The 17,552-nt window shown below is 65.1% G+C and carries 15 protein-coding genes and 3 pseudogenes; 8 read left to right on the top strand and 10 right to left on the bottom strand.

Going from position 1 to position 17,552, the window contains the following annotated elements; genetic code table 11:
- Nucleotides 1–24: 24 nt before the first annotated feature.
- The gene (nusA, locus tag F6X39_RS28150; protein WP_176120042.1) at nt 25–1,500 is read right to left on the bottom strand and encodes a transcription termination factor NusA; all 1,476 of its coding nucleotides are present in this window, start codon (nt 1,498–1,500) and stop codon (nt 25–27) included.
- On the bottom strand, nt 1,497–1,955 hold the full coding sequence (gene rimP / locus F6X39_RS28145; protein ID WP_006052964.1) for a ribosome maturation factor RimP: 459 nt from the start codon (nt 1,953–1,955) through the stop codon (nt 1,497–1,499). Before rimP ends, nusA begins: the two co-directional genes overlap by 4 nt.
- 653 nt (nt 1,956–2,608) lie before the next feature.
- Between rimP and F6X39_RS28140 the strand changes: the two are divergent.
- Nucleotides 2,609–3,078, top strand: a pseudogene (locus F6X39_RS28140) (transposase); the annotation flags it as partial.
- A 302-nt stretch (nt 3,079–3,380) separates the two neighbouring features.
- Here F6X39_RS28140 and rluB read toward each other — a convergent pair.
- The 4 genes from rluB to F6X39_RS28120 all read right to left on the bottom strand — a co-directional run bounded on the left by rluB (nt 3,381) and on the right by F6X39_RS28120 (nt 8,952).
- Nucleotides 3,381–5,156 carry a 23S rRNA pseudouridine(2605) synthase RluB gene (gene rluB, locus F6X39_RS28135; protein WP_187618982.1) on the bottom strand — a complete coding sequence of 592 codons (1,776 nt, stop codon included), beginning with the start codon at nt 5,154–5,156 and terminating at the stop codon, nt 3,381–3,383.
- Between the two features lie 63 nt (nt 5,157–5,219).
- Nucleotides 5,220–6,263 (bottom strand): SMC-Scp complex subunit ScpB, encoded by a 1,044-nt coding sequence (scpB, locus tag F6X39_RS28130; RefSeq protein WP_187618981.1) that lies wholly within the window; start codon nt 6,261–6,263, stop codon nt 5,220–5,222.
- A gap of 375 nt (nt 6,264–6,638) precedes the next feature.
- Nucleotides 6,639–7,859, bottom strand: a complete 1,221-nt coding sequence (locus tag F6X39_RS28125) for a pyridoxal phosphate-dependent aminotransferase (protein WP_187618980.1) — start codon at nt 7,857–7,859, stop codon at nt 6,639–6,641.
- Nucleotides 7,860–8,049: 190 nt separating this feature from the next.
- Nucleotides 8,050–8,952 (bottom strand): LysR family transcriptional regulator, encoded by a 903-nt coding sequence (locus F6X39_RS28120; protein ID WP_184071227.1) that lies wholly within the window; start codon nt 8,950–8,952, stop codon nt 8,050–8,052.
- Between the two features lie 403 nt (nt 8,953–9,355).
- On the opposite strand from F6X39_RS28120, the pseudogene F6X39_RS28115 reads away from it, so the two are divergent.
- Together F6X39_RS28115 and F6X39_RS28110 are read left to right on the top strand one after the other, a co-directional pair.
- Nucleotides 9,356–9,751, top strand: a pseudogene (locus F6X39_RS28115) (transposase); the annotation flags it as partial.
- Between the two features lie 336 nt (nt 9,752–10,087).
- Nucleotides 10,088–10,339 (top strand): hypothetical protein, encoded by a 252-nt coding sequence (locus F6X39_RS28110; protein WP_090804114.1) that lies wholly within the window; start codon nt 10,088–10,090, stop codon nt 10,337–10,339.
- 373 nt (nt 10,340–10,712) lie between these two features.
- Here the strand turns inward: F6X39_RS28110 and F6X39_RS28105 are convergent, their stop codons facing one another.
- Entirely contained in the window at nt 10,713–11,036 is a 324-nt protein-coding gene (locus tag F6X39_RS28105) for a hypothetical protein (protein ID WP_018418368.1), read from the bottom strand.
- Nucleotides 11,037–11,301: 265 nt separating this feature from the next.
- Between F6X39_RS28105 and F6X39_RS28100 the strand changes: the two genes are divergently transcribed.
- The 3 genes from F6X39_RS28100 (at nt 11,302) to F6X39_RS28090 (ending at nt 12,953) form a co-directional block, all read left to right on the top strand.
- Nucleotides 11,302–12,021 (top strand): YdcF family protein, encoded by a 720-nt coding sequence (locus F6X39_RS28100; RefSeq protein ID WP_410450480.1) that lies wholly within the window; start codon nt 11,302–11,304, stop codon nt 12,019–12,021.
- Between the two features lie 199 nt (nt 12,022–12,220).
- Nucleotides 12,221–12,460: a hypothetical protein gene (locus F6X39_RS28095; protein ID WP_090804113.1), complete on the top strand. Its 240-nt coding sequence runs from the start codon at nt 12,221–12,223 to the stop codon at nt 12,458–12,460.
- A 235-nt stretch (nt 12,461–12,695) separates the two neighbouring features.
- Complete coding sequence (locus F6X39_RS28090) at nt 12,696–12,953, top strand: DNA-binding protein (RefSeq protein ID WP_090804111.1); 258 nt, start codon at nt 12,696–12,698, stop codon at nt 12,951–12,953.
- 80 nt (nt 12,954–13,033) lie between these two features.
- On the opposite strand, the pseudogene F6X39_RS28085 reads toward F6X39_RS28090, so the two are convergent.
- Nucleotides 13,034–13,200: pseudogene (locus tag F6X39_RS28085) on the bottom strand (putative quinol monooxygenase); the annotation flags it as partial.
- Between the two features lie 492 nt (nt 13,201–13,692).
- On the opposite strand from F6X39_RS28085, the gene F6X39_RS28080 reads away from it, so the two are divergent.
- Nucleotides 13,693–14,988: an EAL domain-containing protein gene (locus F6X39_RS28080; RefSeq protein ID WP_187619015.1), complete on the top strand. Its 1,296-nt coding sequence runs from the start codon at nt 13,693–13,695 to the stop codon at nt 14,986–14,988.
- A 12-nt stretch (nt 14,989–15,000) separates the two neighbouring features.
- On the opposite strand, the gene arfB is transcribed toward F6X39_RS28080, so the two are convergent.
- Nucleotides 15,001–15,405: an alternative ribosome rescue aminoacyl-tRNA hydrolase ArfB gene (arfB, locus tag F6X39_RS28075; protein ID WP_187618979.1), complete on the bottom strand. Its 405-nt coding sequence runs from the start codon at nt 15,403–15,405 to the stop codon at nt 15,001–15,003.
- 189 nt (nt 15,406–15,594) lie between these two features.
- On the opposite strand from arfB, the gene F6X39_RS28070 reads away from it, so the two are divergent.
- Nucleotides 15,595–16,236, top strand: a complete 642-nt coding sequence (locus tag F6X39_RS28070; RefSeq protein ID WP_187618978.1) for a VC0807 family protein — start codon at nt 15,595–15,597, stop codon at nt 16,234–16,236.
- A 55-nt stretch (nt 16,237–16,291) separates the two neighbouring features.
- Here F6X39_RS28070 and F6X39_RS28065 read toward each other — a convergent pair.
- On the bottom strand, nt 16,292–17,552 hold a 1,261-nt coding region (locus tag F6X39_RS28065), incomplete at its 5' end, for an AAA family ATPase (RefSeq protein WP_187618977.1).

Raw genomic sequence — 17,552 nt, 5'->3', positions numbered from 1 at the left:
AATTCAGTGCGCCATGGTCATTTCTCACTGGAACCAGTGTTCACGTGCTTTCATGATCAACGCCTTAGCGGCATCCTCTCCCATCCCAGTCATCTCGACCAGTTCATCCACGGCCAGCTCGGCGAGTTCGTCGCGCGTCTGGATCTGATGTTCGGCCAGTTTCGCGAGCAGGTCGGCGTCCATGCCGTCCAGGCTCTTCAGGTCGAGCGCTACATTCTCGACCTTTTCTTCGTTCGCGATCGCCATCGTCAACAGCGCGTCGCGCGAGCGGTTGCGCAGTTCGTGAACGGTGTCTTCGTCGAATGCCTCGATTTCGAGCATTTCGTTGAGCGGCACGTAGGCGATCTCTTCGAGGCTCGTGAAGCCTTCGTCGATCAGGATGTCGGCGACTTCCTCGTCGACATCGAGACGCGCCATGAACAGGTCGCGCAGGACGCCGCGCTCCTGATTCTGCTTCTGCGCAGATTCGTCCGGCGTCATGATGTTGATCTGCCAGCCGGTGAGCTCGCTGGCAAGCCGCACGTTCTGGCCGCTGCGGCCGATCGCGACCGCGAGTTCGTTCTCGTCGACGACGACGTCCATCGAATGCTTTTCTTCATCGACGACGATCGACTGCACGGCTGCCGGCGCGAGCGCGCCGATCACGAACTGGGCGGGGTCTTCCGACCATAGCACGATGTCGACGTTTTCGCCACCGAGCTCGTTGCGTACGGCCTGCACGCGCGAGCCGCGAATACCGACGCAGGTGCCGATCGGATCGATGCGCTTGTCATAAGCCACCACGCCGATCTTCGCGCGCACGCCCGGATCGCGAGCCGCCGCCTTGATCTCGAGCAGGCCCTGCTCGATTTCCGGCACTTCCATCTCGAACAGCTTCATCAGGAATTCCGGCGCCGTACGCGACAGCTCGATCTGCGGACCACGCGCGGTGCGGTCGACCTTCGCGATATACGCGCGCACGCGGTCGCCCACCCGAAGGTTTTCCTTCGGGATCAGCTGGTCGCGGCGCAGCAACGCTTCGACGCGGCCCGATTCGACGATGAAGTTGCCCTTGTCGAGGCGCTTCACCGAGCCGGTCATGATGTGTTCGCCGCGCTCGAGGAAGTCGTTCAGGATCTGCTCGCGCTCGGCGTCGCGCACCTTCTGCAGGATCACCTGCTTGGCGGCCTGCGCGCCGATACGGCCGAATTCGATCGACGGCACCGGCTCCTCGATGAACTCGTCGAGCTGAATATCGGGCTGCTGCTCGCGCGCCTCGAACAGCAGAATTTCCTGATCCGGTTCCTGCAGACCTGCTTCGTCCGGCACTACCTTCCAGCGGCGAAACGTTTCGTGCTCGCCGCTTTCACGGTCGATGTGGACGCGGATATCCGCATCTTCTTCGAAGAGTTTCTTGGAGGCCGAAGCGAGAGCCGCTTCGAGCGCGGCAAATACCACGTCCTTATCGACATTCTTCTCGCGTGCCAGCGCATCCACCAGCATCAACACTTCGCGACTCATTGTTTGCGGCTCCTAAAGTCAACTTTCGGAACAAGGCGCGCCTTGTCCATGTCCGCGAGCGTGAAATCGAGCATCGCGGCCCCTTCTTTTCCTTCAAATTCCAGACCGATCGTCTCGCCTTGCGGAGCATGCAAAATGCCCCGGTACGATTTCCGACCGTCCAATGGCTTTTTCAGTGTGATAACCGCTTCGCTGCCCGCGAAACGTTCAAAATCCGCCAGTTTCTTCAGCGGGCGATCGAGACCGGGTGACGATACTTCGAGCCGCTCGTAATCGATATTTTCGACCGTCAGAACGTGCTGGAGCTGACGCGTAACTTTCTCGCAGTCTTCGATTGCGATGCCGGCTGGCTGGTCGATATAGATACACAACATGCCGCGCCCGGTGCGCTCGAGATCGACGAGCTCGTAGCCGAGTCCCACGACCGTGGTTTCAATCAGTTCCGTCAGTTGCACAGTGCCCTCTTAGATGTTCGCGCAGCGAGCCTCGCCTCTTCTGCAAACAACCAATGCGGGCCGCGCGCCAAGCCGGCGCACGTTCGTGCGAACCCGAGATGCCGAACCACGATGAACTGAGCGGCAAAAAAAAATGGGCTGAACGCCCATCATCTTATTGCCGGTGGTCGCACCTGAGCCGCACATGAAACCGTACGCCCAGCGACTTCGCGATTGTAGCCATTTTCCGGCCCAAACGCAATCTGCGGAACGCCGGGCGATGCGTATTTCCGCTTGATTTGATAGGAATCTTTCGACAATGTGGCGGCAAATCCGGGCTTTTGCAAGATCGCCCGAGCCGTCGGGAAGGGGAGCCGGACGGGCTACGCCAACACTTTGCGGCGATGCGTCCTGTCGGTCTTCAGCGCAGTTTCGCACGGCGTTTGACGCATCGGAACGCCGTGCGAACGCGGCAAACAAGAGGCGGCATAAAATCGCCAAAACGATAAACGGCTCGGCCGGGAAGCACTCGACATTGCTAGTCAGTATGCAGTATGACTCCCGTGAGGCAATGGCTGGCCCGCCGTAAGGAATCAAGCGCGGGTTAGCATTGCAGCCAGAGCAGCACAGTGCGGACACGGCCGCTCCCGGCGATTTCCGGCACGGAGGCCAGCATGGAAGACGACAGCACGCTGTGCGTCGGTCTCGATGTACACAAGGACTCGATCAAAGTCGCGTATGCGCCGGGCTCGGGCGAAGTCGAATTGCTGGGCAAGATCGGCATGACGCAGGCTGATATCGATCACCTGTGCAGGCGCCTGCAGTCGAAAGTGCGGCACATCTGCGTTGTCTGCGAGGCCGGTCCATGCGGCTACGGACTTTACCGGCAGTTCGTGCAGAAGGGATTCGGGTGCATCGTGTGCGCCCGATCACTGATTCCGAAAAAACCGGGTGAACGGGTCAAGACTGAGCGGCGTGATGCGATCAAGCTTGTGTGGTCTTTGCGCGCCGGTGACCTCTGCGCGGTGTACGTGCCGAGCGACGACGACGAAGCGTTACGCGATCTGGCACGGACGTGGCTGGCGCCAAAGACGACCTGAAGCGCGCACGGCAACGCGTGAAGGCCTTTCTACTCTCGCTTGGGACGAGTAACCCGCGACCAGGCTACGCAACGGACTACTGCATCCGACTTGCGGTTCCAGATAGCGGCAGGCTCATTGGGCGGACATCTGTAGTGCGGTACCCAACCCGCGGATATCAGCTTGATCCACCGCCGAAATGTACTGCTACGCCGCCCTGAGGAAATTCCGGCAACATGAATTCGAGAAACTAAAAACCCGATCCCGATTGACACCGGGAGTCATATCAGCCTGGCAGGTCATGCGAACTGCACCAAAGGGTATGGCCGTTCAACGGCCACCCCTCAAACGCGGTACAGCGCCCCGCTCAACGGCCGCGCGAGCGACCGCGCGCCGTGCCGCCGCCACGATTCGCGCCGCCCGAACCCGCGTTGCCGCCGGCACGGTTGGCGTTGCCGCTACGATTGCCGCCCGGCCCGCGATTGCCGCCGCTGTCGCCGGACGCGCCGGCACGCTTGCCGCCAGTGCGCGCACGGTTGCCGTTGGGCGACGACGCGCGATTGCCGTCGACGTCGCGGCCGCGCTGCCCCCCGGCGCCGCGATTGCCCACACCGACACCAGAACCAGTGCCGCCCCCCATGCCCGCGCCGAAGCCGCCGCCCGCCGCGCCACGGCGACCCTGTCCGCGCGGCTGCTGCTCGAAGCGGCTGTGCGACATCAACACCGGCTCGCGGTTAATAAAGCCCATCGACGTCTGCATCGGATCCGGCTGACGACGCTCCGGCGCCGCATTGCGGCTACCGCGCTCCTCAGCCGGCGCCTTCAGGCCGACCGATGCCATCAGTGCGCGCACCTGATTGTCCTCGAGTTCTTCCCAGCGGCCGCGCTTCAGACCACGCGGCAGGGAAATCGGGCCGTGGCGCGTACGGATCAGCCGGCTGACCATCAGGCCGGCCGCTTCGAACATGCGGCGTACTTCGCGATTCCGCCCTTCGGCGAGCGCGACGTGGTACCAGTGATTCGTGCCTTCGCCGCCGCCATCGCGGATGCGCAAGAAATTCGCCGGGCCGTCCTCGAGTTCGACGCCGTTTAGCAGCTTCTGACGCATACCCTCGGCGAGTTCGCCGACGACACGCACCGCGTATTCGCGCTCGACGCTATAACGCGGATGCATGAACCGGTTCGCGAGATCGCCCGAGGTGGTCAGCATCAGAAGACCTTCGGTGTTGAAATCGAGACGCCCGACCGCGACCCACTTGGCGGTTTTCATCGGTGGCAGCTTGTCGAACACCGATGGACGGCCTTCCGGGTCCGCGTGGCTGACGATTTCGCCGGTCGGTTTGTGGTACAGCAGCACGCGCGGCGGCTTGCTGGCGAGCCTGCGCTTGACCGGCTTACCGTTGATGCGGACCTGGTCGGTCGGCATGATGCGCTGGCCGATGTGCGCCGGTTCGCCGTTCACCGACACGCGGCCGGCGATGATCAGCTCTTCCATGTCGCGGCGCGAGCCCATGCCCGCCTCGGCGAGCACCTTGTGCAGCTTCGGCGCGTCGTCATCGGGTGACAGCACGCGCTTCGGGCCCGCTGCCTTGCCACGGCGCAGCATCGGCGCGCGTACGCCGCCAGTCGTGGTGTTGTCGGCATCGAATGCGGGCGACGTCACGTATGAGAACAGATCGTCCTGAGCTGACTCCGCGGCCGCATCGGCGCCGCGGCGATTCTGGCGCTGGCCCTCACGTTGACCTTCGCGCGGCTGACGTTCGCGCTGGTCTTCGCGTGATGCGCCCTCGCGCTTCGCACCGCCAGCGTTACGACGCCCGCTCTGTTTCGCGCCCGCGTCCTTGCGCGGCATGCGCACCTGGGCGACGACCTCGCCGTCCGGCGGCGTTTCGGCGACGACCGGCGCGCCTTGCGCGGGCGCGCCCTCGGCTGCCTTCGTCTTCGCGCCGGCGCGGCGTCGCGCGATCAGGCTGCGCGGCCCGCGACGCAGACCGCGGCGGGGGCGCTCTTCGCCCTCTGCTTCCGCGCCATGAGCCGGGCGCTCGCTCTCGCCTGTCGCCGCTTGCGTAGTGCGTTCGTCGGTCCGCGCCGACGGCACGGGGCGCTCGGATTCGGACGAATCGGTGTCGTGGGTATGTGTCAAAACAACCTCAAAATGTCAGGTCGCGCGCGCCCGTTGCGGGCGCGGCAAAAAAGTTCGGTTACGTCAGGCGCTGCGTGACTCGGTTTCGTCGTCGGTCAGAAAACCTGCGTCCTGCGCGGCATCGCGGCGATCCTCGGGATCGTCGTGCGCCGCCTCGATCGGGTTCGGCTCGGCAGCGTGCTCCGTATTGCGAGCTACGCCCGAGCCGTGCGCGGGTGTTGCCGGATCGGTCTGGGCGACCGGATCGTAATGCTGTGCCGAGCCGGCGACGCTGGCATGCGCTGCCGCGGGTGCCGGTTCGGGCTGTTGTTGCATGTCGTGCGGCGCGCTCGACGCGTCTGACGCACTCGTCGTGCCGGCCTGCCCGGTCGCTTCCGCACGGGGCTCCGGTTCGAGCGTCGACTCGGCTACCGTCTCGGGCGGCGCTGCTTCAAATCCCGACGCGGCGTGCTGCGCCGCTTCCGGCGGAGCCGGCTCGCCAGCCTCGCCCGCGATGTCGTGCCCGGCATCCTGCATCGGCTGCTGCATGCTTTGCGCGTCGCCCTCGGCAAACTCGATCGCGTGCTGACCCAGCAGATCCGCGTTCAGTTGTGCGGACGGATCGGCAAGCGGAGGCAACTCGTCAAGCGCCGTTAGACCAAGGTCATCGAGGAACTGGCGCGTGGTCGCATACAGCGCCGGACGCCCCGGCACGTCGCGATGACCGATCACCTCGATCCAGCCGCGATCCTCGAGCTGCTTGACGACCTGCGTATTCACCGTCACACCGCGAATTTCTTCGATATCGCCCCGTGTCACCGGTTGCCGGTAGGCAATGATCGCGAGCGTTTCGAGCACCGCGCGCGAATATTTCGGCGGTTTTTCCGGATGCAGCCGATCCAGGTACGAACGCATCGCGGGCTTGCTTTGAAACCGCCAGCCCGACGCCAGCCCGACCAGCTCCACACCGCGCCCAGACCAGTCCCGCTTCAGGTCTTCGAGCAAGGTCCGAACAGTGTCCGCCGACACGCCGTCGGCAAAGAGCTTGCGCAATTCGCCGAGCTTTAACGGCTCCTGCGCGCAGATCAAGGCAGTCTCGAGGACGATCTTCGCCTCTTGGGTATTCATGCAGCTAGGTCAGACCCTGTGGTCAAAGAACCGGATCAAACAGACGATGTGGAACTGAAGACGCGCTCGCCCGATTCTGATCGGTCATATTGATGGGAGCACGCACCGGGGGGTGGCGAACAGACTTATCGAGCCAGACCCAGCCGGACGGAGCGGCGATATTCCTGAAAGGAATCGCGTGACTGAGCGCCATATTACGCAAAAACGACCGGGGCGTAAAGCCGCGATCTGCCGTGCCTCTTCTGGTGCGGCGCCGACCGGTGTAGCCGCGCCCGCCCGGGTCGAGTCGACAGCAAGAAGATTCTCACGATTCGCGGCTTTTCGCCGCTCGCGGTGCGTCAACACGAAGCGCGGGGGGCGTACGAGGCCGCATGATCAGGCCCCGGCGTGGCGCGCCAGAAACCGCGTCAAGCGCTCGACGCCGGCATCGAGCCGCACCGTATCGCACGCATAGCACCAGCGCACGAACCCCTCGCCCTGCGGCCCGAACGCGCTGCCCGGTGCCACGCCGAGCCCGACCTCCCGCACCATCGCCTTGCACAAATCGAGACTGCGCGTCGAGCCCGGCATCGAGAAGAACAGATACATCGCGCCCAGCGGGGCCTTCACATCGACGCCGGGAACCGCCGACAGCGCGCGCACCAGATGATCGCGCGACGTCCTCAGGTCGCGCACCAGCTGCTGCGTAAAACGCTCGCCCTGCTCGAGCGCCGCGATGCCCGCCTGCTGCACGAACGACGGCGCGCACGACGTGTTGTACTCGACCAGCTTCGCCAGGTCGTCCATCAACGCGGTCGGCGCGACGATCCAGCCGAGCCGCCACCCCGTCATCAGCCAGGCTTTCGAGAACGAATTCACGCAGATCACGCGTTCGTCGCGTGTCGCGAGGTCGAGAAACGATGGCGCGGTGCGCACACCGGCCGCCTGGGCGGCGTCATCGCCGGGATAGTAGAGCCGCTCATAGACCTCGTCCGCGACGATCCAGATGCCGTGCCGCCGGCAGTGTTCGAGCACGCTGCGCTGGTCGTCGCGATTCATCACCCAGCCGGTCGGGTTGTTCGGCGAGTTGATCATCAGCATTTTCGTGTCAGGCGTCAGCGCGCTCAGCAATCGCCCGACGTCGAGCTCCCACCCGCGTTCGCCGTAGCCGAGCGCGACGGTTTCGACATGCGCGCCGAGAATCTTCGGGATTTCGACCAGATTCGGCCATAGCGGCGTCACCGCGACGACGCGGTCGCCGCCGCCGACCACCAGCTGCGCGGCGAGCATCAGCGCGTTGACGCCCGCGCTCGTGACCGCGACGTGCTCGGGCGACGTCGCCCCGTGCAACTCGCTGACGTAGCCCGCAAGTGCCGCGCGCAATGGCGCGATGCCGAGATTGTGCGTGTAAAACGTCGCGCCGGCGGCGAGCGCGGCGCTCGCGGCATCGCGAATGAATGCGGGTGTGACGCGATCGGACTCGCCGAACCAGAACGGCAGCACGTCGTCGACGCCGAAACCGGCGTTCGCGACTTCACGGATTTGCGATGGACGCAGCGCGCGTACGGCGTCGCGCGCATTCGGGATGGAGGGCACGGGCAGGTCCAATTCGCTCATCGAGGCTTCCGGGTGGGTGAAGGATAAGAGGCTCGAAGCGCAACCGCGAAGGCGTGCGCGATGAAGATGGTAGTTTAGCGCGCCGGGTAACCGGACAGCGGCGCAGCGAGTAGCGGTAGGCGGGGTGTGGGCGGCGGGCCGCGCCCGGCGCCAATCCACCGGTCGAACGGATCGCACGCGATCCCGCCCGTTAATTCAACTCCTCGGCCCGGCCCGGCAACTGGCGGATCAGATTCCACACCGCCTCGGCCGCGGGCGACAGCGACCGGTCGCGCCGCCGCACCAGTTCGACGAGGCGTTCCGCGCGCGGCACCAGCGGACGCGCGACCAGCGACGCCCCCGCCGGCAGCGGCAGCGCGAGCCACGGCAGCACGCTGATCCCGACGCCCGCCTCGACGAGCCCGAACACCGTCGCCGAATGGCCGAGTTCCTGCACCACGGTGGCGTTCACGCCCTGCGCCTGCATCACGGCATCGATGAGGGGGCGGCTGCCGGACGCATAATCGAGCATCACGAGTTGCTCGCCGTCGAGGTCCTTCCACGTAACCTGTTTGCGCGCGGCGAGCCGGTGATCGTCACGCGACACGATGCAGAACGAGTCCGTCATCAGCGTCTCGCTGAGCAGATCGTCGTCGGAGAACGGGCCGATGATCACGCCGAAGTCCACTTCACCCGACTTCACCTTGCGCACTACGTCGCTTTGCACGTCGTCGCGCAGCCCAAGCGTCACATAAGGAAACTGCTGTCCGCACGACGCGACTACGCGCGGCATCAGCCGGCACGCGACGGTCGGGCTCGCCGCGACCACCACGCGTCCGCGGCGCTGCTCGCCGATTTCGCGGATCTCGCGCAACGCGTCGTCGAGATCCCCCAGCAGTCGCGACACACTCGCCACGAGGTTGCCGCCTACGTCGGTTAGTTGCACTTCGCGCGTCGTGCGATCGATGAGCTTCAGGCCGATCTCGCTTTCGAGCTCGCGTACGCAGCGACTGACCGCCGACTGCGTGAGGCCGATTTCGTCGCCGGCCCGACTGAAGCTTTGCAAGCGCGCCACCTCGATGAAAACCCTGAGCTGTCGCAGCGTCACATTCATTTGTTCACCTCATTAATAGCGCAGCTTGATGCGCATTGTACGACCAAATACATGCGGCATAGCACCGTCCACGTGGCCGCTGCAATGCAGCAAAAAAGCGCGAACGCACGCCGGCCGGGCTTTTCTGCCCCAGATTGGTGATTGTCCCGATTTGCGAGATGGGTTTTTTGGATTCTTATACGGCCCTGGCTGGCGCCCGCGTTGGCCCGCCGCCACGGGGCTTTCAGGCAATCGGCAGCAGATTGGCACACTTCGTGCGTTGAGAAACGCACAGGGAGGGCGCCATGATTTCCGATGGCAATCCGTGGCAAGCCCGTCCCCTTTGGCACTCGCCTATCGAGTGCGTGAAGAGTGCGCGGCGCGGGGCAGCGCACCGGAGTTAGCTTCGCTGAGGTGAAACATGATGCTGTTCGACGATTTGAGAGATAACGAGTGGGCGCTGGTCGAGGCTTTGTTCTGCGCCGAGCCGGCGCGCAGCGAACGGCGCGGTCGACCGCGCGTGGAAGCTCGGGCGGTGGTCAACGCCGTGCTTTGGGTGTTGTCGACAGGCGAAGGCTGGTCCAAGTTGCCGGGCCGCTACCCGTCCCCCCCGACTTGCCGCCGACGCTTCGACGAGTGGCAAGCCGATGGCACGCTCGCTGAAATTGTGAAACGGCTTGGCACGAGCGGCCGCGAAGTCTCGCTGCGCGGCCGGATCGGCGCAACGGCCGCGAAACCGCCGGCACCGCCGAGCCGCGACCGCCTACGCGGCGCGTTCTGGACCAATCCGGAATCGTGGCGCGCGCCGGTCAAGATGGCCTGACGCGAAACTACGCGGTCACCGGGCGCCCGTAGGCACCCGGTTTTTTTATCCAGCCGACTTTTCCACGATTGCGTGCGCGCCCACGACCCGCCAGCATTTGACGGTCGCCGCGAGACGCTGTCTTCTCCGCTTCGCGTGCCCCTTTCGTCGCGCCTCCCGCACGACCGCCACAGCGCTCCTTGCGCGCTGCCTCAGACTGCCAAACTACCCGATAGCTCCGGGTGAAACATCCATTTACTATTAATTACAGCGTGCTTTCGTCCCCCGGCATACGTTAATACTTATGCAAACAGGCCTTGAGTCGAGGGGCTCGAGGTTGAGGGGGATTTCGGAATGAAACCAATGTCACTGGTGTTGTGCGGCATTGTGATTTCATCGATGGCCGCGCCCGCAATTGCGCAACAACGCCCGCAAGGGTGGAACTGGCGCCCGGACCGCCAAGCCACGCTGGAAGCGTGGCAGCAGAGCGAGGCCCATAATCGCGACTTCACGCCGCCGACGCCGCGTGGCGATCTGCGCGGCGATATCGCCAGCAATGTGCGGGCACGGCCCGATGCGCCGCGTGAGGATCAGCGGCGGCGTTGATTTGCTAAGTCGCCGCTCGGACGGCGCGTGGCGCGACGCGGTCGCCCAGTATCTTGCATTGCGCAGCTACGATCGGGGAACCACCGGACGCGGCACCAGTCTGACTCAACGCCATTAGCACAGCGTGGCAGTAGTAATTCCGGTATGCCCGTATCTTCGTGATACGGGCTTTTTTTCGCCCTCGAGGCGTTGATGGAATGAAAGGCGCGCAACGGCAACGACCTGCGCGGATCGCGTCGCCGCCTTGTCGATGGGAAGCCGAGATTCGCCCCCGGACGCGCACGGCGACCGGTCGACGTCAGCGACGGCCCGCCGAGGGGGCGACAGGCCCGGGCGGACAGTGACTCAGTTCAGATAAACGATGAACCTTGAGCTAAGATCTGACTTCGGCTGTCGCGGCGGACTGCGGTTCGGCCGCGCCGAGAACATAATCGTTCATGCGTTGCGCTGTCCATGTGAGCAGACGCTCGTCATGCTCGAGCCGCGCAAACTCCGCTTTGCCGCGTTCGGTGAGCACCGCGATGTCGACGGGAGCATGAAAGCCTGGCGCCGGTGCGACGGTTCGCTGACGAACGGTGTCCATCAGCCCCAGCGCGCGAAGATATTGGAAGACACCCGGCCTTCTGGCCCAGGGAACCTGACGATATTGCGCTCGCCGCAGCGCTTCAAGTACCGCTTCGTTGGAATACGTGGTCATCTCACTTCTTTCTTAAAGTGCAGCTATGACACATTCATGCCCACGCGTCACTGCGCCACCGGCGACGCGCGTAGCACCCGCTCCTGGTCGGAAGCTCGCCGCCTGTCTGACGGCGGATTTCCGCCAGGTGCTGCCTGGTCTCGTTTTCGGAACCCCCGTCAGAACGGCATGTTAGCGTTCTCTCCATGAACCGACGATGCAACCGCCGCGGCGCGATGGCAGGCCCGTGGATTTGTCCCGAAAGACATACGTTACCCCATTTAAATTGATTCTATTCACTTTATTAGCGCTTTTTTTTGCAGCAATCGTGCTATGGAAACGTGCGCGCCGGCCGCTCATCGTCTGCATGATCGCGCTGTTCTGGCTGCTCGCGGCCGGCTGGCTAACCGCGCCACTGCTCGATCTGGCGCAGCCACAACGACAGAGCGCCACGGCCGCCACCTTCGCGCCACGCACCGCGATCATCCTGCTCGGCGGCGGCACGGTCTACGACCACGACCACGTGCTGGTGCCACCGCGCGACGTACTCTCGCGCATCGAGGTCAGCGCGCAGAACTACGCGGCCTGCAAGCGCACGGCGAGCACGTGCCGGGTGATCGTCAGCGGCGGCAATCCGCAGCGGCATAGCGCGACCGAAGCCGACACCTACCTGCCCTATCTGCTGCGTCAGCAGGTGGCGCGCTCGGACATCGTGCTCGATCGAAGCAGCCGCACGACCTATGAGAACGCGCGCAACGTCTCGGTTATTGTCGGTCAATCACATTACGACACGTTGATACTCGTCACCTCCGCGTATCACATGCCGCGTGCGCTGCTCGATTTTCAGCGCTTCGGCGTCGAGCCGCAGCCACAGATTTCGAGCGCGCGGCGCGCGCGGATCGGCGTGCTGCCGCGCTTCGCCAATCTCGTGGCCGCGGAGATAGCGTTGCATGAGCTGATCGGTCTCGCGCAATTTCACCTGTATCGCGCGATCGGCTGGTTCTGACGGACGATGTAGGCCGCTGCGCTCTCGCACTCGAGGACGTCGCGGTTTATTCAAACAGCGTCCAGCTATTACAAAACGTAACAAGTGTTGAGCACGGTTACAAAGCCATCGGCTGGAGAAGAGTTTGCTCGATAGAATGCATTGTCTTTCCCACTGGACAGGCAATACTCGGGTCCACCACCATTCTACGGAGGTAACGATGAAGAAAGTGTCCATGGCGATCCTGGTTTCCTTGTGTGCCGCAGCCGGCGCGGCTCACGCGCAGGACAACGGCATCACGACGAGCACCGATCCGGCGAAGGCCGCCGACGTCGAGCAGCGTGCGCAAGATTTGCAAAACCGCGAGCAGTCGATGGGAAGCGCACCCGCCGCGCCGGCCAAGCATCACAAGATGGCCCCGCATCACCCGAAGAAGGGTGCCGACGCGTCGGGCACCTGAACGACTTCGCGGATCTCGCCTCGCGGCCTCGTCGTGAAGGTGAAAAAGCCGAAGCTGGCAGCGCCGGTTTCGGCTTTTTTTATTTGTGCGACCCGCTCGCCGCTGGCAAGGCACTCCGAGCGCGCACCGGCTTGGCAAGCCGCCGGCGCTCTGCTCTCTGTATGCTAAAGTCGCGCACCGACCGGCGAGCCGCCGGCATCCCCTAACCCGTGCGCACCCTGGTGCGGAGGACAGCATGAGCAACATCCAGCTTGATATCGAATGGACCGAAGCAGCATCTCGCAAGATCGAAAAACTGATGCCGCGTGGCGGTCAGGAAGCGTACCTCGCGCTGCCGCCCGTCGAATGCCTGCCGATGGAAGGCGACGTGCTGTTTCTCGGCCCGGCTGGCAAGCAGGAGCCGTTCATTGTCGCGGAGCGCCAGTATCACCATGACGGCGACGCCGACTGGACCATCATCCTGATTCTCGATGTCCCGCAAGCAACCCACTGATCGCTGACGGCGCGCCGGCGGCCTCAGGGCCGCCCCACCTGTCCAGCGTGTCCGCGCGCCGCTGACGCCCGCGCCCGAATTCAGGCGATCTTCGACACCACGCGAATCTCCGCGTGCTCGATCCAAGCCGCGGCCGCCTTCCTTCTTATAAGCCTGGATATGCGCGGATTTCGCATGCGCCGCGAGCGCTTCATGGGCTTTCCCACCGCTCGATGAACACGAACCGGCGCGGCTCCTGCACGTCGCGCCAGAATCCGCCCGGCAGAGCAGTGCCAAGCCCGCCGCCCGAATGGCCGCATCAGCGCCTACAGCGGCACTAGCATGTGAGCACCGTCGGCCTGGAGTTTGGCGGGCGACCACCGGGCGCCCTGCTACCCTCGGCGTGGTACGGTAACTCATTGCGATTGAGAATCGGTTTCGCGCGTGGCAAGCGCGCGGGACGCCCCGGCGCATTACCGCAACGGATTGCCGCACGGCCGTAGGCAGCCGTTTTGCAGACAATTTTCGCGCCCATGCGTTTGTGATAACCCGCACATTGTCGCGCGCTGCAAACTGCTAGACTCATTTTGACCAATTCGCCGGAGTCCAGCGTGGCTGGTACCGCCCTCCGTGTTCGCGGGACGCATTCGTTTCGTTCCGGCGGCGCTTCGGGTGTGCGAGCGCTACGCGCCGAATGGGTTTGCGTGCCACTTCATTCCCTTGCCGCAACGATCCCATGTCAGCTTTCATGCCCGCTTCTATGCCATCCGTCAGCGAATTGACCGTGAGCGGCCTGCTCCCGCACCTGGCCCGCGGCGAGTCGGGCTGGACCGCGACCTGGCGCGCGTTGACATTGCACAGCGTGTTCCAGCCGGTGCTGTCGGTCACGCATCAGTGCGTGGTCGGCTACGAGGGGCTGTTGCGCGCGTTCGATCCGGTCGGTCTGCCCGTCTCGCCCGAAGTATTGTTCTCGGGCACGCGCTCGGCCGCCGAAGCGCGCGAACTCGATCGCATCGCGCGCTGCCTGCATGTGGCGAACTTCATGGAGCAAGGCATCAGCACCGGGTGGCTGTTTCTCAACACGCGCCCGCAGGTGTTCGAAACCGGCTGGCCGCAGCGCGCTTTCATCGACGAGTTGTCCGCGCATTTCGGGCTGCCGCAGGAGCGCATCGTGATCGAAGTGCTCGAGCAGCCCGCCGACGATGAATCCGCCGTCGCCAGCATGCTCGCCGCCTCGCAGCCGCGCGATTTTCTGATCGCGATCGACGACTTCGGCACCGGCTTCTCGAACTTCGATCGCGTGTGGCGCTTCCGCCCCGACATCGTCAAACTCGACCGCTCGCTCGTCGCGCGCGCGGGCAAGCGCGAGGGCGACGAATCGATGATCAGCCATCTGATCGCGATGCTGCATCAGTCGGGCACGCTCGTGCTCGCCGAAGGCGTCGAAACCGATGAAGAACTGATGATCCTGATGCAGGCCGACGTCGATTTCGTGCAGGGGTTCTGGTTCGGTCAGCCAAAGAGCAGCGTGCTGGCCGCCTGCACGAAGGTGCCTGCGCTCGTCGCGTCGATCTGGAGCAAGTTCGCCGAATACGAGCGTGCGCACGCCGGCCACCAGCGGCTCGGGTTCGAGGGCTTCGCGGAAGCGGTGCTGGCCGCCGTCGACACCTACAAGGCGACCGGTGACCTCGAACAGGCCGCGCAAAAGATCTGGCATCTGCCCGAAGCGCGCCGCGTATTCCTCACCGACGGCCTGGGCGAGCAGACCCAGCCTTCGGTGACGGCGGCGTCGGTCCCGCCGCCTCCGAAGCGGCTCGCGCCGCTCTATACGGAGACGCGCAGCAACTGGTCGCGTCGCGCGTATTTCCGGCACGCGCTCGCGGCGCCGGGCCGCGTCGCGATGATGGGGCCGCATTATTCGCTCGCCGATGGTCAGGACTGCTACACCGCGGCGATCGCGTTCGAGCGCGACGGCACGCACGTGCTGTGCGTCGACTTCGTGCCGGAGGCGTCACCGCCGGATGTGCGCACCGGCAGACGCGGCGCCGGGCGTTAGCGACCCACGCCGCTACTCGTGCACGCGGCCGCGCCCCGTCTTGACCTCGCTGCGCCTGGTCTTGCTGTCGAGCCGCCGCAGGTTCGACGCGCGGGTCGGCCGCGTCGCGACCCGATGCTTGCGGGTCACGCTGACGCTTTCGATCAGTTCATCGAGCCGCGCGAGCGCCGCCGCGCGGTTCATCTCCTGGGTCCGATGCTCCTGCGCCTTGATGATCACGACGCCGTCGCGCGTGAGCCGGTGGTCGGACAGCGCGAGCAGACGCATCTTCAGCACTTCCGGCAGCGACGAGGCACGCACGTCGAAACGCAGATGGATCGCGCTCGACACCTTGTTGACGTTCTGACCACCCGCCCCCTGCGCGCGCACGGCGGTCAATTCGATTTCGTTGGGCGGGACCGGATAGCGGGATGTCATGTGTGGTCGGCAAGGAAGATGCGTCAGTGTACAAGCGCTCGGCGCGAGATGCGCGAACTCGCGGGAAGGCGGCGGAGCGCCCGGTGCGGCGCCCGGCGGCACCGGCTCGCGAACGCTACGAAAAAAACCATTTGCGTCGGCCCGACCGGTTCATCGATACTGGTTCTTTCGCTTACGGCGTAAATTCATATGAAAATCCGTCCCGGTTTCGTGCTCGAACTGGCCGTCAACTTTCTGCTGCCGTGGCTTGCCTACCGGCTCGCGTTGCCGCGGGTCGGCGAGACCGGCGCGCTGATCGCGTCCGCCGTGCCGCCGCTCGTGTGGAGCGCGATCGAGCTCGCGCGCTTCAGGCGCGTCGATGCGCTCAGCGTGATGGTGGTGGCGGGCATCGTGCTGTCGGTCGCGGCCATGGCGCTCGGGGGCAGTCCGCGCATGCTGCTGTTGCGCGAGTCGCTGGTGTCCGGCGCGGTCGGCGTCGCGTTCCTGCTGTCACTGCCGATGCGTCGTCCTCTGATCTTCTACCTCGCGCGCGCGACGGTCGCGCGCGAAATGGAAGGCGGCGCCGCGCATTTCGAGGCGCTATGGCGCGAGCGCCCCGGTCTCGCCACCGCGATGCGAACCATGACGCTCGTGTGGGGCATCGGGCTGACCGCCGAAACCGCGCTACGCGCGTGGATGGCGCTGACGTGGCCGATCGAACGCTTCCTCGTCGTGTCGCCCTTGATCGGCTACGGCATCTACGCGGGACTCGCGCTGTGGACACTGTGGTATCGCAGGACGATGCGCAGCCGCGTCGAGGCCATCGAGCGGGCAAGCGGGGTTGCCGGTTGAGCGCCGCTCGCACCACAAGTCCGCCACTCCGCTTTTTCTGCCTGCTGCCGCGCGATCAACGCGATGCTTCGGCAATCCGCGCGGCCAGCCCCGAATCACGCTGCGTCGGCGTCGCGATCGCCTGCGCGAGCACGGCCCGCGCGCCGATCACCTCGACGCGTTCGCGCGCGCGAGTAATCGCCGTATACACGAGCTCACGCGACAACACCCGGCTGAACGCCGACGGCAGCACCAGCACCGCTTGCTCGAACTCCGAACCTTGCGACTTGTGGACCGTCAGCGCGAACGCGGTGTCGTGCGGCGGCAGCGCGGCCGGCGACACCGCGCGCACACCGCCGTCGCCGGTGCGGAAGTACACGCGCAGCGCGCCACCCGCGCCCGGCAGCGCAATGCCGATGTCGCCATTGAACAGACCCAGCGCGTAATCGTTGCGCGTCACCATCACCGGACGTCCGGCAAACCACTGCGCGCCGACCGCGAGCGTGACGCCCGCGGCGCGGCGCACCTCAGCCGCCATCGCCGCGTTGACCTGATCGACGCCGCGAGGTCCGAGCCGCGTCGCACAGAGGATGCGGAAGCGGTTGAGCGCGTCGAAGAGCGGCACTGGATCGGGCGTATCGACGGCGAGCGCCCTGGCAAGCGCGTCGGCGTACGGCGCGAAGCCACCGGCAAGTCTTGCGGTGGTGCGCTCGGCCAGCATCGTGTGAGCGTCCTCGTGCAGCGCCGCGGCGCAGACCTCGGTCGGGTCGATCTGCAATACGTCGAGCGCCGCGCTCGGTGAGCCGTTGCGAATCGCGACGGACAAACGGCCGATCGGCGACTCGAGACCGAACCGGTAGTTGCGCTCGAGCCAGACGACGCAGTCCGCGAGCGGGTTGCGTTCGATCGCCGATCGCTTATCGCGATCCGCCTGCTCGCCAGTCGCCGATGTCACGCCGTCACCGAACAGATCGCCCGACGCGGGTGACTCGAAAGTTTGCGGCGTCTCGGGCAGCGCAAATAAATCGTCCAACGGAGCTTCATCGACTTCACGCAACGCGCGCGGCAAAGCCCGCGCGAGCCGCGCCTCGTCGATGTCGAGCGCCTGCGCGACCCATTGCAATCCGCGCGCGCTCAACGCCGGCCGCGCGCTGAGTTCGGCGAACACCGCGCCGGCTTCGACCGCGGCGAGCTGGTCCTTATCACCGAGCATCACGAGCCGCGTTTGCGGCCCGATCGCGTCGAGCAGATGCGTGGCCATCGCCACGTCGATCATCGACGCCTCGTCGATCACGACCACGTCATACGGCAACGGATTATCGCGATGATGCCGGAAG

The sequence above is a fragment of the Paraburkholderia sp. UCT2 genome, from assembly GCF_014397665.1.
GTDB classification, from domain to species: Bacteria; Pseudomonadota; Gammaproteobacteria; order Burkholderiales; family Burkholderiaceae; genus Paraburkholderia; species Paraburkholderia tuberum.
Note: the sequence above shows the minus strand (reverse complement) of the source record. Positions and strands in the feature narration are given on the sequence as shown.